General features: G+C 49.9%; 14 protein-coding genes. 10 read left to right on the plus strand and 4 right to left on the minus strand.

Going from position 1 to position 17,018, the window contains the following annotated elements; all coding sequences use genetic code 11:
• Nucleotides 1-95: 95 nt before the first annotated feature.
• Nucleotides 96-386: a co-chaperone GroES gene (locus IB236_RS23450; protein ID WP_056058492.1), complete on the minus strand. Its 291-nt coding sequence runs from the start codon at nt 384-386 to the stop codon at nt 96-98.
• A 380-nt stretch (nt 387-766) separates the two neighbouring features.
• On the opposite strand from IB236_RS23450, the gene IB236_RS23455 reads away from it, so the two are divergent.
• From IB236_RS23455 to IB236_RS23500, 10 genes are all read left to right on the plus strand, one after another.
• The gene (locus IB236_RS23455) at nt 767-1,138 is read left to right on the plus strand and encodes a DUF2304 domain-containing protein (RefSeq protein WP_192422402.1); all 372 of its coding nucleotides are present in this window, start codon (nt 767-769) and stop codon (nt 1,136-1,138) included.
• Between the two features lie 9 nt (nt 1,139-1,147).
• Nucleotides 1,148-2,629, plus strand: coding sequence for a mannose-1-phosphate guanylyltransferase/mannose-6-phosphate isomerase (locus IB236_RS23460; RefSeq protein WP_192422403.1), 1,482 nt, complete (start codon nt 1,148-1,150; stop codon nt 2,627-2,629).
• Nucleotides 2,630-2,648: 19 nt separating this feature from the next.
• Nucleotides 2,649-3,437 carry an ABC transporter permease gene (locus IB236_RS23465; protein ID WP_192422404.1) on the plus strand — a complete coding sequence of 263 codons (789 nt, stop codon included), beginning with the start codon at nt 2,649-2,651 and terminating at the stop codon, nt 3,435-3,437.
• Complete coding sequence (locus tag IB236_RS24530) at nt 3,437-4,684, plus strand: ABC transporter ATP-binding protein (protein WP_192422405.1); 1,248 nt, start codon at nt 3,437-3,439, stop codon at nt 4,682-4,684. Before IB236_RS23465 ends, IB236_RS24530 begins: the two co-directional genes overlap by 1 nt.
• Nucleotides 4,681-5,364: a hypothetical protein gene (locus IB236_RS23475; protein ID WP_192422406.1), complete on the plus strand. Its 684-nt coding sequence runs from the start codon at nt 4,681-4,683 to the stop codon at nt 5,362-5,364. Before IB236_RS24530 ends, IB236_RS23475 begins: the two co-directional genes overlap by 4 nt.
• A 49-nt stretch (nt 5,365-5,413) precedes the next feature.
• Nucleotides 5,414-6,625 (plus strand): FkbM family methyltransferase, encoded by a 1,212-nt coding sequence (locus IB236_RS23480; protein WP_192422407.1) that lies wholly within the window; start codon nt 5,414-5,416, stop codon nt 6,623-6,625.
• An 87-nt stretch (nt 6,626-6,712) separates the two neighbouring features.
• Complete coding sequence (locus IB236_RS23485) at nt 6,713-9,220, plus strand: glycosyltransferase (protein ID WP_192422408.1); 2,508 nt, start codon at nt 6,713-6,715, stop codon at nt 9,218-9,220.
• A gap of 23 nt (nt 9,221-9,243) precedes the next feature.
• A complete protein-coding gene (locus tag IB236_RS23490; protein WP_192422409.1) occupies nt 9,244-10,161 on the plus strand; it encodes an FkbM family methyltransferase in 918 nt (305 codons plus the stop codon).
• Between the two features lie 16 nt (nt 10,162-10,177).
• The gene (gene gmd, locus IB236_RS23495) at nt 10,178-11,212 is read left to right on the plus strand and encodes a GDP-mannose 4,6-dehydratase (RefSeq protein WP_192422410.1); all 1,035 of its coding nucleotides are present in this window, start codon (nt 10,178-10,180) and stop codon (nt 11,210-11,212) included.
• A gap of 18 nt (nt 11,213-11,230) precedes the next feature.
• The gene (locus tag IB236_RS23500) at nt 11,231-12,124 is read left to right on the plus strand and encodes a GDP-mannose 4,6-dehydratase (RefSeq protein ID WP_370539945.1); all 894 of its coding nucleotides are present in this window, start codon (nt 11,231-11,233) and stop codon (nt 12,122-12,124) included.
• Nucleotides 12,125-12,268: 144 nt separating this feature from the next.
• Here IB236_RS23500 and IB236_RS23505 read toward each other — a convergent pair whose 3' ends face one another.
• From IB236_RS23505 to IB236_RS23515, 3 genes are all read right to left on the minus strand, one after another.
• Complete coding sequence (locus IB236_RS23505) at nt 12,269-12,613, minus strand: hypothetical protein (RefSeq protein ID WP_192422412.1); 345 nt, start codon at nt 12,611-12,613, stop codon at nt 12,269-12,271.
• Nucleotides 12,614-12,635: 22 nt separating this feature from the next.
• The gene (locus tag IB236_RS23510; RefSeq protein ID WP_192422413.1) at nt 12,636-14,978 is read right to left on the minus strand and encodes a pre-peptidase C-terminal domain-containing protein; all 2,343 of its coding nucleotides are present in this window, start codon (nt 14,976-14,978) and stop codon (nt 12,636-12,638) included.
• A gap of 174 nt (nt 14,979-15,152) precedes the next feature.
• Nucleotides 15,153-16,949, minus strand: coding sequence for a glycosyltransferase (locus IB236_RS23515; RefSeq protein ID WP_192422414.1), 1,797 nt, complete (start codon nt 16,947-16,949; stop codon nt 15,153-15,155).
• Nucleotides 16,950-17,018 lie beyond the last annotated feature (69 nt).

A 17,018-nucleotide genomic window follows, 5' to 3' on the forward strand; every position in this document is an offset into this window, starting at 1 on the left:
GGAGCTCCTGAAAATTTGATTCAAATTGGCTGCTGGCGCTTATTCAATAAGCACTGGCAGCTATGAAAAGATGAGTGATTCAGAGGGAAGAGAAATTACTTCTCAACCACTGCAAACAGGTCGTCTTCCTTCATGACCAGCAGCTCGTCGCCCTTGACCTTGACGGTCTGGCCCGAGTACTTGCCGAACAGAACGCGGTCACCGACCTTCACGTTCAGGGCGAGCACTTCGCCCTTGTCGTTGCGCTTGCCGGGGCCAACGGCCAACACTTCACCTTGATCGGGCTTTTCAGCGGCGTTGTCAGGGATCACGATGCCGGAAGCGGTCGTGGTTTCGCTTTCAATACGCTTGACGATCACGCGATCGTGCAGAGGGCGAAGGTTCATTGCAATGCTCCTGTTTTCAGTAAAAAAGCTGAGGGACTCAATCAGCCCCGGCCATCCGGGGCTACCAAACTGCCAGCAGGGAGTGCGGTGTTAGCACTCGTCTGCAGTGAGTGCTAATGATACGGGCATTCCGCTTCATTTCAAGAGCATCACTGGTATGTCTGAGATATTTGCTTACTTGTTGGCAGGTCGGCGCGAGGTCTTTGCGGCGCTTTGTAACTACCCTGCACCTACAATCTTTCGGATGTGGCGATGGTGGGCATTTGCGTAACGCACGCATGTGCAACTCCCTGGGTTGCAGTGGTCCAACCGTCTCTTTCTTGCTCCCAACTCACAGGCTTGACCTCGAGCGCGCGGAGCTTTACCGATTCAGGAATCTGATGGCGTCCTTGCAATTCACAACCGCGCTGATGGGCATTGGCCTTGCCGCGCTGATTCTGTATCTCATTCGCAGGGATCATCTGTATGTCATGCACGGCCTGTTCTGGGTGGTGGTGGCAGGGGCTGCGGCGGTGCTGGGGGCGTCGCCTGGGTTGATCGATTGGCTGGCCCTGCTTCTGGGTGTGAGCTACCCCCCGACGTTGCTGCTGTTGCTGGTGTGCATGGTCTTGCTGATCAAGGCCTTGCACAGCGACATGGTCAATACCCGCATTGAGCGCGACCTGCGCCGATTGAACCAGCGCTTGGCCCTGTTGGAGGCCGACCTTGTTCAGAAGCGCGCCAAGCCTCCCCAAGATCAAGACCCGCTCTAGCTTAGCCTTATGACTGAATCCCTGAATTTGTTGTTGCCCGTAGTTCTGTGCGGCGGCTCCGGCACACGCCTGTGGCCGCTATCGCGTGAAACCTATCCCAAACAGTTCCTGGCCCTGGCTGGAGCGCGCACCATGCTGCAAGACACTGCACTGCGCCTGCGGGGTCTGACCCAGATTCCCGTGGCGAAGGCGCCCATCCTGGTCTGTAACGCAGAGCACCGCTTTCTGGCGGCTAGCCAGTTAGTTGAGGCTGGCATACACGGCGCAAGCATCGTGTTGGAGCCTGCCGGCCGCAACACAGCCCCCGCGCTCACCCTGGCTGCCTTGCATGCGCAGGTTGACGGCGGTGACCCTGTGCTGCTTGCCATGCCAGCGGACCATGTGATGGCCAACCTGTCTGCATTCCACCGCGCCATAGAACAAGCGTTTGCCGTTGCCAGCGGTGGTGCCATGGCGACCTTTGGCATCGTGGCCGATAAGCCAGAGACAGGGTATGGCTACATCCAGTGTGGAGAACCCTTGCAGGGCGGTGACGCCCATTACATCGCCAGCTTTGCCGAAAAACCGGACGCGGCACGTGCCCAAAGCTACCTGGACGCCGGCAACTACCTGTGGAACAGCGGCCTGTTCATGGTGCGCACCAGCGTATGGCTCAAGGCCATTCAAAGCTGCCGCCCCGACATCTTTGCCGCCTGCTCAGCCGCCATGGCAGGTGCCCAAAAGGATGTGGACTTCATCCGTCCTGCCACCGAAATCTTCAACACCTGCCCGGCCGACTCCATTGACTACGCCGTGATGGAGCGACTGCCAACCCGACCCGACTTGGGCATCCCTGCCTGTGTTGTACCACTGCAGGCAGGCTGGTCAGATCTGGGCGCCTGGGACGCACTGTGGCAGGTGCGTGAGCAAGACGTCCATGGCAACGCGCACGTGGGCGACACCATCCAGCACGGTTGTTCCAACACGCTGCTGCTGTCAAGCAGCCGACTGGTGGCTGGCGTAGGACTGGACAACATCGTGGTTGTGGAAACCGCCGATGCCATCTTGGTGGCTGACAAGCGGCAAACCCAGGACGTCAAGCAGGTCGTTGCCAAGCTACGTGAAGCGGGCCATACCCTCACACAGACACATCGCAAGATTCACCGCCCTTGGGGTTGGTACGACAGCATTGACAGCGGCGAGCGCTTTCAAGTCAAGCGCATCGTGGTCAACCCTGGTGCCAGCCTCAGTCTGCAAATGCATCACCATCGTGCAGAGCATTGGATTGTGGTCAAAGGAACTGCACAGGTTACTAACGGTGACAAAGTCTTTTTGTTGGGCGAAAACGAGTCCACTTTTATTCCATTAGGTCACATGCACCGACTGACCAACCCAGGGAAAGTACCCTTAGAAATTATTGAAGTGCAATCTGGTAGTTATTTAAATGAGGATGACATAGTACGGTTTGAAGACACCTACGGCCGGGCAGTGCCTGCTCCGAAACAAAGCTGACTCTATGCCTGGCTTACCTATGCTTAAAGCCCTTTGGGGCTACCGCGGCTTTGTCTGGAGCAGTGTCATGCGGGAGTTCCACGGCAAATACCGAGAATCTTTGCTGGGCGCGTTCTGGTCAGTGGCCAACCCACTGACCATGATCATTATTTACACAGTGGTGTTTGGCCAACTCATGCGCCCCAGTCTTGCGGGTCATGAGCAAACGCCGTTTGCATTCAGCATCTACCTGTGTGCGGGGGTTCTAACCTGGGGCTTGTTTGCCGAAATGCTTGTGCGCTTGAATGGAGTGTTCCTGGAGCACGGCAACCTCATCAAAAAGTCGAACTTTCCACGCGTATGTCTGCCCGCCATTGTTGCAGTATCAGCGATGGTCAACTTTGGCATTGTGTTTGCGCTGTATCTCGCCTTTTTGGCTCTGATTGGCCACTGGCCGGGGTGGGCACTGTTTGCGGTAGTGCCCTTGTTAGTCTTGCAGTTGCTTTTTACTTTGGGCCTCGGTATTTTTTTGGGAACACTCAACGTGTTCTTCAGAGATGTGAGCCAATTAACAAACATCGTGGTGCAGTTCTGGTTTTGGCTCACCCCTATCGTTTATGTTTTTGACTCTCTGCCATCTGCTGTGCGTGCGGTACTGCAATTCAATCCGATGCAGCCCTTGATGGTTGCATATCAGACGCTTTTTCTAAATCAACGAATACCGGACTTTACTAGTTTGGTGCCGCTTGCTTTGCTTTCGATATTGTTTTTAATATTGGGTGCTTGGTTCTTTCTTTCGCGCGTGGGTGAACTGGTGGATGAACTCTAATGGGAAGCATCGTTGTTTCAAATGTAAGCAAGGCATATAAGCGCTATCCAAACAAATGGGCAAGGATGTTTGAATGGATAACGGGACACCAGCAACATAAAAAAGCTTGGGTACTACGCGACATCAACTTCACTATCGAGCCAGGCGAGGCGGTGGGCATTGTGGGAGTCAATGGAGCCGGCAAAAGTACGTTGTTGAAGATAATTACCGGAACTACCCAGCCAACCGACGGTAGCGTTATTGTTGAAGGAAGAGTCGCTGCCTTACTTGAGCTTGGAATGGGATTTCATGCTGATTTTACCGGTCGCCAAAATACATATATGACTGGACAGCTGTTGGGGTACAGCATCGAGGAAATTAACACTTTGATGCCCCAAATAGAGTCATTTGCTGACATAGGTGATTATATTGATCAGCCTTTGAGAATGTATTCGAGTGGAATGCAGGTAAGACTTGCCTTTGCGATTTCTACTGCAACCCGGCCTGATATTTTAATAGTCGACGAGGCGCTTTCGGTGGGTGATGCCGCTTTTCAGAGGAAGTGTTTCAGGCGCATTGAAGATTACAAGAAGTCAGGGACGACCCTGCTTTTTGTGAGCCATGACACGGAGACTGTAAAAAAAATATGCGATCGAGCAATTTTTATAAATGGGGGACTGATATCAAAAATTGGCAGAGCCCGAAGTGTTTGCGATGCTTACGAGAAATTGCTTTTTGGAGGGGGCGAAAAAGAACGAGAACCCAAAAAAGAAATACTCCCGCTTTATGACCCTTCACTTGTGGCCAATAGTGTAGAGGTTCAATACGGCAGCAGGGGTGCGGAAATAACAAATGTCTGCATCTCGGACGTTGATGGCGCAGTGACAAACATTATTCCCGAAGGTCATTTGATATCGGTCGGTTATGACGTCTATTTTAATGAGCCTGCAGAACAGGTGAATTTTGGAATGATGGTGAAGTCAGTTGACGGGATATGTGTTTATGCCACCAATGCGCATGCGAATATCCAAAATCCAAAGATATCCTTTCAGTCCGGTGAGTCGGTTTGCATTCGATTTGCTTTGAAAGGAAATTTGGTGCCAGGTACCTATTATTTGAATGTGGGAGTTACGAAAAAAGGAACTGACAAAGAAGAGATGCTGCATCGCAGGGTGGATGTGTTGATATTTCGCGTGATAAATGCCCATTCCTATCTCTCCTACGGTTTTGCGAATTTGTTTGGCAGCGTTGAGGTTAAGAAAAAGTGATAGTTATTGTCGCTGGAATGCAGAGAAGCGGATCGACATTCTCCTATAACGTGGTAAGAGAACTTCTTGAAGCGCGTGGGGGCGTTTCTACCCACTCTTCCAATTCAATAAATGACATTATTTTTGAACAAATCCATGTAGATAATTCAATTATTAAAAGTCATTCTCCTGATGCATTGATAAATGCTATTCTGGAGAAAAAGGGTGTTCCATGTGTTTGCACGGTTCGCAAGCCAGAGGATGCCATTGCTTCATGGATGAGCGTTTTTGGCTTTTCCTTGGAAGATTCTGTTGCGACTTACGGGCAATGGCTTTCTTGGCATAAAAAAATGCACAAAAATATGTTGAATATTAGCTATGAAGATGTAGATAAATATCCATGGCTTGTCGTGCGAAAAATAAGTAAATACCTCCTGGGCACCTGGAACCCGCTTGAGGTTCACAGAATTTGGTTGAACAATAAGAAAAAAGCGGTGTATGAAAAAACCCACAATATGGATTTGGCCGATAGTGTCGACCTGGGGTTCAGTTTCTACGACAAGATCAACTTTTATCATAGGCGCCACGTCTCATCATTGAAGTCTAAACAAGCGTTCGATTTGCTTAGCCAAGATCAAGTGGAATATATTAGATCTAATTTGGGTCGCTACTTGGATCGCGAGGGAGCCTATCATTGGTAGTTAAAACAATATGATTTCGTACGCTCAAAATTTCGAAGATGTAATGCTAATGCGCGCTCTCGCAGATGTAGAACGTGGGTTCTATATTGATGTTGGTGCAGCGTGGCCTGACCAAGATTCGGTGACGAAAGTATTTTATGAAAAGGGTTGGCAGGGCATTAATATCGAGCCTAATCCGGATTTCTTGAAAATATTGCAGGATCGACGTCCTCGCGATCACAATATTGGAGCGGCACTTGGCCGGAGTATAGGCACGCTTCCAATTACTATTTTTGAAGGATCCGGGCTTTCCACTCTGGTTGATTCGATAGCCGAGAGTGAAGTAAGTGCTGGGAGACCTCACGTTCGCCGGGATGTGCAGGTAACGACTCTTGATGCAATCTGGACAACTTACATCCCCGAAGGGCAGGACGTACACTTTCTAAAAGTTGATGTTGAGGGTTTTGAAAGAGCAGTCCTTGAGGGAAATAATTGGTCTAAAAATCGTCCTTGGATCGTTCTGGTGGAAGCCACCATTCCAAATTCTCAAATTGAGGTCTACGATGTTTGGGAAGAGTTGCTGATTAATGCAGATTATTCTTTTGTATACACTGATGGCCTGAATAGATTCTATGTTGCAAAAGAACATGCTTCTTTGATTCCAGCATTCAAATTCCCTCCCAATATATTTGATGGCTTCAAGCTCCGTGCCCAATTTGAAGTGGAGCAAAGGCTTATGCAGGCAGAGGGTGAGTTCGAAGCACTGAGGGAGAAGACGGCAGCACTCGAACATAGACTTAATGATGCGGATCGTTTGCTTGAGAACCAAATTAGTGATCTGCAAGCAAAGCTAACGCGTATGGAACGCAAGGCATTCGAGTCAGAGAGGGAGGCACAGAGATTGCGGAAAAGCGTGTCGTGGCGTATCACACTGCCTATGCGCTTTGCTGCGGATCTGGCGATACTATTTTTTCCGGCAACTCGCCGGGGTATCAATAAGGTGATACACGGCACAATTAAAGTCAGTCAACGGCCGTTGAGCCGTTTAATTTCGCTTGTGCTGGAGACGCCAGAATTCAGCGAAAAAATTAATGGATGGCTTTTACGTAAGTATCCAGCACTACACGCGCAATTGCTGGAAGTTCATACAAAATCAAACAGAAATCGAAGCTCTTTAGATATTGGCTTTGATCGGGCAAAAGAATTGACCTATGAAAGCCTCACTCCCAGAGGTCGGGAGATATATGTGGATCTTAAAAATATATTTGATGGAACTCATTGAATTGATGCTCTCAAGATCGTGCAAAAATATTACCCTCTTGGGGATCTGCGTGGCGCTTCGGTTGCTGCATAGCACTCATACTGATTAATGAAAATCCTGATTGATCTTCAAAGCTGCCAGTCTGGTAGTCGATTCGGCGGAATTGGCCGCTACTCTTTAGCTCTGGCGAAAGCAATGATGCGAAACGGACCGTCGCATGATTTTTACGTGCTACTGAATAAGGCGTTGCCCTTTGAGAATGAAGTGAGAGCCGAGCTTGTTGATTTAATCTCACAGCGGAAAATAGTCGCGATTGATCTTCCTTCCGGCATCGCAGAAAATAAGACAGCCTTGGTCGATCAGGTTGGGTTAACGAGAATGGCGGAATTAATTCGGGAAAAATTTATCGCTGATTTTTGTCCTGATTTCCTGCATGTCACTAGCTTGATAGAAGGTCTTGGTGATGATGTGGTTACGTCAGTGGGACTGCTTTTTCCTGCATCCCGTACAGCAGTAACATTATACGATCTAATACCTTTGGTTGAGAGTGGGAAATACCTTACCAATCACGTGCTTAAAAATCATTTTTTTAGAAAAATTGACTATATGCGCGATGCGGGGGTTTTGTTTGCCATTTCCAATTATTCAAAAATGGAGGGGTCGGATGTTGGTGGGTTTGATTCGCGAAAAATTATAAATATTTCTTCTGCGGTGGATGCGAAATTCAAACCCCGTGAAATATCTGAAATTCAGGCGCACTTGATAAAAAACCGATTCAATATTCGTGAGCGGTTTATAATTTATGTCGCAAGCTTTGATTCCAGGAAAAATCAGGAAGGACTGATTCGAGCCTTTGCACTTATTCCGCCGGATATAAGGAGGCAGTATCAAGTCGTGATTGTTGGGAAGGGGTGGGATGGGATTTATAATCGACTCAGAGAAGTTGGAAGAGATGTCGGCTTAAGTCATGATGCGGTTCTATTTTTAGGACATGTCGCGGATGATGATTTGATTGATTTATATAACCTGTCTACCTTGTTTGTGTTTCCGTCTTTCCGGGAAGGTTTTGGCTTGCCGGTTCTCGAAGCAATGTCTTGTGGCGTACCAGCTATTGGCTCTAACACTACGAGTGTCCCTGAAGTTTTGGGGCGATCTGATGCAACGTTCGACCCTCAGGATATAAACTCCATCGCAGCTAAATTAGAGCAGGCGTTAGGAGATCGCTTGTTCTATGAATCTCTGAAAAATCACACTCATAAATACTCAAAAAATTTCTCCTGGGAAATCTCAGCAAAAAGAGCCATTCAGTCCATGGAGAGCGCTAGCGATGCGATAAGTGATGCAGAAAGTGTTTTGGATCCATTTTCCATTTATGAAGATTTTTTGCGCCGAATAAGTGCGGATTCTGAAATTAAAAACTTTCCTGGAGATTTTCTGCTCAAATCATCGAGGGCCATTGCAAACAACGAGATTTCAGCGCAACTTGCTTTGGGTAAGCTTCGAAGAAAAGTTAGAATTGGTTGGATTACGACCTGGAATACGAAATGCGGGATAGCATCTTATGCTAAAAATTTGATATCTGCTGTCGATCAGTCGTCAGTCATCTTTGCTCCGCTTGGACAGGAATTAATTGATTTAGATGGGCCGAATGTTATTCGCTGTTGGAGAGCTGGCGGTGGAAGCCTTTCTTCACTCAATACGGCCGTGGATGAAGCTTCCATTGATGCTATATCCATACAATTGAATTTCGGTTTTCATGATTTCTTCGCGCTGTCAGAGTTCATTTTTCGTCAGAAAAAAGCCGGCCGAGTGGTGACTATTACCCTTCACGCGACGGTAGACCCCCCGCCACACATCATCAATCGTAAACTTTCTGATCTTGCTCCGGCGCTTAGTGTTTGTGATGCGGTGCTGATTCATTCTCTGAATGATGTTGGAAATCTTGATCGATTAGGTGTCCGCGACAATTTGGTATTTTTCCCTCAAGGTGTAGTCCAAGCACCCATCGCCAAAAAGAGAACCAGAAGTGGAAGATTCAAAATCGCTTCATATGGCTTTGCTCTTCCGCATAAGGGCATGGAGCAAATTATTATGGCGATTGACATTCTATCTGGCCGGGGGGTGGATCTAGAGTTGGATATGGTGAATGCTAAATATCCAGATGCTGTTTCGGAATCGTTGGTCAATAACTGCCAGAGAATGATAATTGATCGGGGATTGTCATCAAAAGTTCGAATGGTTACGGATTATTTGGAGGACGAAGATTCCTTGCATATTTTATCCTCTGCAGATCTGGTAATTTTTCCCTATCAAGAGACCTCTGAGTCGTCCAGTGCTGCCGTTAGGATGGGGTTGGCGTCCGGGGCCTTGGTTGCCGTAACTCCTTTGAATATTTTTGAGGATGTTCGCGATTTGGTATATGAACTTCCTGGATCAAGCCCGGAAGACTTGGCTCTGGGAATAGACCAAATTATTAAGGCTTCCGGAGATGACATGGATCAGATATCAAAGATCATAGAAAAATCTATCCAATGGCGAATGTTTAATAGTTTTGAGCAGATGGGTGCATATTTTTCCGATATTTTAGTTGGTGCTATCGAAAAAGCGATGCGATAAATGATTGGCTTGGAGGAGCTCAAATGTCTTTAGCAGATGATTACAAAATATATGTTGAAAAAATGGGCGCGGCGTTCCGGGCTCATAATATTGACATATCGGGTGGCGAACTGGGGTTTTCTGAAATTGCATTGCTTGAGGCTCAAGGTGGAGATTGGTCACAAGCTGTGATTGAATTTAAGGATGGCCTTGAGCAATTACTTGCCGGAAAGTTAAGTTCTGGGCATCACTTTTTGAAAAAACCATATATTCGAAAATTTCAGTTTGATAGCGATGAAGCACTGTCGGTCGCTATAGTTAATGAGCAATCATTAGAGTGGTATGGGCGCGACGGCGCTGAGCACGCTTTTGATTTTCTCTTGGAATCGAAGCGCGGGCTTTTTCGAAAATCTAATCGCTATTTGGATCTTGGTGGGCATCAGATGGTATGGGCATGCTACTATGCCTTGCAGCGCGGCGCAGAGGAAGTTGTTTCTTATGAGCCATCCATACTAAATGTTGCTATTGGGATATTTAACTGCTTCCTTAATGGTGTAATAAAAATTGTTAATGTTGTTCCATTTGCGGTGCTCGCATCTAACGCGTCCGTAGGTGATGAGAATTCCAAGATGCTGGTCGACTTTATGACTATGCCGCTCCGTGGTTTTCGTATTGATCGAATGCACGATTTGAATTTTGACTTCGTTAAGACCGATATCGAAGGATATGAATTCGATCTGCTGAGGTGTCCGTGTTATATTGAAATTTTGAAGCGCGCTCAGTATTCACACCTTGAGCTCCATCTTGGGCATCTTTGTAGTCGCGGTATTGATGTGGATATGTGGATGGATCGACTTAGATTTGCCGAATTGAATGGGGAAGAGCTTTACTCCGGTTGCGATATGTTTGAGTTTTTGGCAGAGGCTAGCCCGAAGGGGTTCTACTCATTTATTCTAAAATGACTAATAAAATTAAATCATGAAGAAGGCAATTGTTACCGGAATTACTGGGCAAGACGGTGCTTATCTGGCTGAGCTTCTGTTGTCGAAGGGCTATGCTGTCTATGGCGCTTATCGGCGTACTAGTTCGGTCAATTTTTGGCGATTGGAAGAACTAGGGGTCGAAACTCACTCGAATCTTCATCTGGTTGAGCACGATCTTACCGATCTTGGCGCAAGTATTGCATTGCTGCAAAAGGTTCAGCCTAGCGAAATTTATAATTTGGCCGCACAGAGTTTTGTTGGGGTTTCATTCGAGCAGCCGAGCGCAACAGCTCAAATTACAGGCATCGGGGCGCTGAATCTATTGGAGGCCATTCGCCTTGTCGACCCAGGTATTCGGTTTTACCAGGCCAGTACTTCAGAGATGTTTGGCAAAGTTCAGGCGGTCCCTCAGGTGGAAAGTACGCCTTTCTATCCTCGCAGTCCATACGGGGTCGCCAAACTTTACGCGCATTGGATGACGATCAATTACCGAGAAAGTTATGGAATATTCGGGAGCAGTGGGATCTTATTTAATCACGAAAGTCCTTTGCGCGGTCGAGAGTTTGTAACTCGTAAGATCACCGACGGGGTTGCCAAAATCAAGCTTGGAAAGATCGATGTGCTCGAGCTGGGAAACCTTGATGCTAAGCGGGACTGGGGTTTTGCCAAAGAGTATGTCGAGGGTATGTGGCGTATGCTGCAAGTTGATGAGCCAGATACGTTCGTATTAGCTACTAACCGTACCGAAACCGTTCGCGATTTTGTCCGCATGGCATTCAAAGGAGCAGGTATTGATGTGGATTTCGTGGGAACCGCCGAGAATGAATTGGCTGTAGATACTGCTACGGGTAAGACGGTCATGCGCGTAAATCCGAGGTTCTATCGCCCAGCAGAAGTCGAGTTACTCATTGGGGATCCTGCAAAGGCCAGAGCCAAGCTAGGGTGGGAGCCGACGGTAACACTCGAAAAATTGTGTCAGATGATGGTGGAAGCAGATATGAGGCGCAACCAGACTGGATTCTCTTTCTGACGATTGGAGATGAGCTACATGGCCCAGCCGAAAGTGCTGATAACTGGAATAAAAGGGTTTACTGGGACGTACCTTGCTGCGGAGTTGGAGGCGAATGGATGGGATGTCTGGGGTGTAGGGAGTCAACCCGATGAGGCTGATCTTCGCTATCGCTGCGTAGATCTACTCCATGCATCTGACCTTCGGGCTGTTGTGGAGGAGGTGCAGCCTGATGCAGTAGTGCATTTGGCGGCCATCGCCTTCGTGGGGCACAGTGATGCAGATGCGTTTTACCGTACTAATCTGCTTGGCACGCGGAATTTGTTGGCCGCGCTTGCTGGCGTTCGGCACAAGCTCCAGTGTGTGTTACTTGCCAGTAGTGCCAATGTCTATGGCAATACAACAGAGGGGGTCTTGACCGAGGATTTCCCCCTAAATCCGGCGAACGACTACGCTGTGAGTAAAGTCGGCATGGAGTTTATGGCGCGACTGTGGATGGAGCAACTTCCAATCGTTATCGTCAGGCCATTCAACTACACCGGTGTGGGGCAGTCTGAAAACTTTCTATTGCCTAAAATTGTCGCCCATTTCCGCAAGCGAGCGGAGTCCATCCAGTTGGGGAATCTTAATGTTTGGCGCGACTTTTCGGATGTGCGCGCTGTTGTCCGCGCCTATCGCAGGCTACTGGAAGTACGTCCAGCTGGTGCGACAGTCAACGTATGTTCTGGACGCACACACTCGCTGAGAGAAGTTCTGCATATGGCGGAACACATTTCAAGCCATTGCTTGCAGGTGCAGATCAATCCCGCCTTCGTGCGCGCCAACGAGGTTCTTTCACTAAGCGGTAGTTCGGCCAGATTGCGCGATTTGATCGGCGACTGGGATGTTCCACCGCTGGAGGAAACCTTGCGCTGGATGCTCGGCGCAAGATAATCTGCATGGAACTCAAGTTTAAATAATTTGACTGAAGAGAATTCGTTGCGAATTTTGAGCGAGATGTACGCGACAGACACTCGCTTTAAATTATTTAAACTGTTGAATTTTTCTATTTTCTGTGGTTTCTAATTTTATTTGCCATCAGCCGTTGGTCCCAAAGCTGACCATGACGCAAGATGTTGTATTGTACAAATAGAAAATCTTTTTATTGTTGGTCTTTGAGAACAGATAAAGTGCCATAAATCTCGAAGATTGCTCCGGGCGATCGGCAGGGATTTTTAGGTTGGTGCAACTTCCACCTGGAAACGTTGAAACCCCGGGAGTTGGCAAGCGCCAGAACGAAAGTATACCTGCAGAACCAGTGTACTGTTCAAAGCGGAGATAGATCGGATCCTCCTCAATATAAAATGTTTGAGCTTGTACAGTGTTTCCCCACAGTGCACTGATAGCTACAGCGAAAACAGAGATTAATTTCTTGGAGTTCATCATTTCCTCTTTGGGTATGTTTTCAATCTAGAAGTAAGAGATTAATAATTGTGCTGATGTCGCTTGGATTGGTAGGGTTATTCGTTTGATAACTGGCTGCAAGTGTCACCCCGCTAAACTGCTGATAGCCACTGAGCATAATGTGGTAAGTACCTGCGCTAGGGGTGGCAAAAGTACAGATCTCGGAGTTGCCGTCTAGATACGGCCGGCAGTCGTACGAACTCAGCGTTGGAACTTGATTGAACTTGACATACAGGTCAACATCCCCAGATCCGCCATTCATTTGAATAACAAGATTCGTAGCACCGGTGGGTACGACTACGGAAAAATACTGGTTCGAACCCGCGCTGCCCGACAAATTGCTTTGGAGCAGGGGGGTGGACGTGGTGCCGCCCGAACTGAGGTTGAACTGGGCGTTGACAGTGGTGTTGGCGTTGATCGTGAATGAGCAAGATCCCGTGCCCGTGCAGGTTCCGCCACTCCAGCCTGCAAAAGTGCTACCGGCCGCTGGCGTTGCTGTAAGCGTGACAGTAGCGCCAGGGGTAAAAGATTCTGTGCAGGTTGACCCGCAGTTAAGGGCACCACCCGATCGCGTTACCGTTCCTGCTCCGGTGCCAATTTTTGCGATGGAAAGTACACCTACAGGCGGCGTGTTGAAGGTGGCCGTGATGCTTTTGTACGAGTCCACCGTGACAGTGCAAGTGCCTGTACCGGAACATCCTGCTCCAGACCAACCTGCAAAAACATAGCCCGCCCCTGCAGTGGCCGATAGGGTCACAGAAGTGCCAACTGCAAATGCCTCGGTGCAGTCAGTGCCGCAGTTAATACCTGCGGGTGCGCTGGTAACCGTGCCTGTACTTGCACCAGCACCTGCTTTTGTGACGTATACATCGTACGTGCTGGAAGCGTCTAGAGGTAGGTAGGTCTGTGCTTGTCCAGTCATGACTATGGGCACTCGCCCAGCGTTGACCCCATACGGATGCCCTGTACCAAATGACCACGCAATGTTGCTCATTCCGCCTGATAGCAGATGACAGTAGCTCATGATGGTGCCGTTGCTTTGACCAGCACCACCTCCGGTGGTCGAACTTAGACCTGGCAAATAACCATAACGGCCAGCTCCACCCAAGGCAACACCGCATTGGCCGGTCGCGTTACCTGAGTAGCAGCAATCAATAGCACCGCCCGTATTAGGAGACGGCACTACGGCGGGGTTGTCGTAATCGTGGGTGTGAGAGCTTCCGAATGCATGGCCGATTTCATGGGCTACGACCACAGAGTCCCAAATCACTTGAGGATTTGATGGTGTGAAATTGCCTGCAAGTGACGCGCTAACCCCGTATGCGTAGGTGGGGACCCCTAGCGTGTTGACATATGCAATACCACCACCAGCCGGCTTACCGCTCAGCAGGTGAACATGGTGCCATGTTTGCGGGGAATAGGCGCCGCCGTTTCCGTAATCGCGAAGCTGTGTCAACATGGAACTCGTATCTGTCGCAGTCCATGGGCCAACTGTGCTCGTCCGAATAATGATCTGCTTCAAATTGAATCGGGTAGAGACTTCCGATTGGTACCGGGTGCCAACGTAAGTGAACAGGTCTACCGCATAATTGAATGCAGCGGCTTCAGTCCCTTTGAGCTGGTAAAACTCATAGTCGCTATCAATAATGATGTCTGCCCTGCGTTGGGTACCGGCCTTTTCACTGATGGCTTGCGAAGAGCCTGATTCACCAGTGTTCGAAACTTGTTGGAAAAGAAGTTTGCGCTGGGTCGGGTCGCTTTGCAGGAAGGCTGGTGTCACGCCGCAAGAAAACTCTCTGTTGACGAAATCCCTTTGATGGTCCACCGCCCGCGAAACCGCTTTGCCGTCTCCGCTACTGCGTGCCGGCACCAACTCGTTCAACAGCGTATCTTTGTCCTGATGAATGATGGTGCGGATTTCACCATCGGGGGACACTGTCGCAAAGGCATAGCTGTCTGGCTTGCCTTGCACAACCCCCACAAAGTGGGCGTTGACGGCCAGTGGGTAGGCGCGACGACCCTTCTCATCAACCACGGTGTATTGGGTCCCTGCGCTTACCACCTCTGAGCGGCGCAACTCCAAGTTCACTACGGTGGGGCTAGCGTCGTTGACGCGGAGGTTTTCGATCCGCAGTGATTCCCCGGGCTTGACACTCAATGCCGCCAGGGCGGTTCTATCGGACGGCGCCTGCCCGGGGACAAGTTGCATCACTTGCTGTGCATACGCTTGCCCGCAAAACATTGCCAGCGCGGTGACAGACAAAACGGCTATCGAAGAGCGCCATGCTGAGATAGATAGACGCATTATTTTTTCATTCTCATGTTGGTTGTCTTTTCCCGGCACACAGCCATGAAGTCAACGCGAGACGCGCAGATCGTGGGTGCAACCCAACTCCTGAGTCAAAGAAGCAGACTGTTTCAAAGATTATGGTGGTTAATCTTTGTATTGTTAACAAATATGTGCAAAGCGGCTGGAGCGCAACAGTCCATCCCGCGAGCTTTTATGCCTGACCTTGTCCTACGGGGTGCTGCGCGAACGAAGATCCCAGCGCGCCAAGCAGAGCAGGCTAGTGGCGAGCATGTATTTCGCCACGTTGAGCCATGAATTGAAAATACGCGATTTCCCTATGGTGCGCATGTTCATGTTGACAGGGATTTCGGTGATCTGGAGGCCAGCGCGGCGCACAAGTAGCAGCGCACCGAGATCCTGATAGTCAAGCAGCGTAGCCTCGCGCGAGGCTAGAACCTCCAGAACCTGGCGGTTGTATAGGCGGAAGCCAGATGTCAAGTCACGGAGATCGAAGCCAGCGAGATGTCTGAACCAGTTCCAGGCCAATTGGCGTAATGGGCTGGCTCTTTCGGGGAAGGCTCCTACAACGAGGTCAGCCTGCTGCCGCGCTTGGAGCAATGTGGGTATTTCGTCGACCTCATGCTGCCCATCTGCGTCCATGGTGATTACGGCCTGATATCCGTGTCGAAGCGCGTATCGGATGCCTAATTGCATTCCTCCCCAAGCACCCACGGGCAAGGTGGGGCTGAGCACCTGAGCGCCTGCCGCGCTCGCGATGGCCTGGGTATCGTCGGTGCTTTGATCGTTGATCACCAAAACATCACGCCATCCCTCTGCGTCCAATCGGTGAAGCAGGTCGCCAATGGTCGCGGCTTCGTTGCGAGCCGGTATGACGATGAGCAAGTCCTTGCCGGAAGGTGTGTCGAGGACGGCTTCGGGAGCGGCCACTCTGTATTGGTTGTAGATGGCCTGCGCGCAGCCTCCTATGGAGAAGTGCTTCTGCAACGCTCGTCGCCCTGACTCCCCCCATTGTTGGCGCAGGTGAGGATTGGCTTGCATCTGTTGGATCGCCGTGGCCCATGCCGTTACATCTTCCTGGGGCGCTTGAATCCCTGCATTTGCGGTTTGTAGAACCCAGGGCATTCCAGAACCGGCAAGAGATGAAACAATGCACGGCTTGGCGTGTTGCATGGCTTCCAGCAGGACCATGCCAAAAGCTTCAGTCCGTTCGCGAGACGCGAGGCAGAACACGTCACAGCTTTGGAGCAAGACGATTTTTTCAGCATCGTCTACATTGCCAAGCAGCCGTACGTTGGGTGTTTGGCCCTGAGGAGTTAGCTTGTCGATTTGAGCTTGCAGCTCACCACGGAGCTCGCCGTCGCCCACGATCAGTAGCTCCACATCTGCCACGCCAACCGCTGCTGCGATCAGAGTTTCGAAGCCTTTGTAATAGGTTAGCCTCCCGATGGAGAGCAGGCGAAGTTTGCCTGCCACCCAGTGACTGGAGCGTGCAACCAAGGATGCGTCTGTAATTGGCCCATTCGGTGCCTCAAGTCCCAATGGGATGACAGCGCATTTGGCGCGCCAAGCCTGCAGCGGCTCGCTCGCTTCGAGGTAAGGCGGCGAAGTCGCGATAATGCGCGCTGCACGTCCCAATACAGCCTGTTCAAAAGGGCGGTATAGCCTATAAGCCAGTGCAATGGCGACACGAATGCGTGACACCACTACGTCAGACTGCCAATGCACCACCCATGGGATCGAGCGTGCCTCGCGCAGTGTCAAAACCCATAGCGCCGAGTTGTTGGGCATGTGCAGATGAAGCACATCAGGCTTGTGCTGTTTGATAGCCTGGGCCAATGCGGCGCGAAAACCCATCGCCAGCGGAGCGTAGACAAACTGGAGTTGCACGGGGACACGTTTGATCCACGGCGGATCATCTGGCTCGGGCGAGCCGTGCACAATCGCTACTGCCTCGATTCCAGAGGCTCGTTGTTCATTGACGAGGTCGGCAAGGAATACCTCCATGCCACCCCGGTGCGGAGGATAGAACTTACCAATGTGCAATACGCGCAACGCCACAAGAATGCCAGCCTG

The sequence above is a fragment of the Acidovorax sp. ACV02 genome (genome assembly GCF_014851475.1).
GTDB classification, from domain to species: Bacteria; Pseudomonadota; Gammaproteobacteria; order Burkholderiales; family Burkholderiaceae_C; genus Acidovorax; species Acidovorax delafieldii.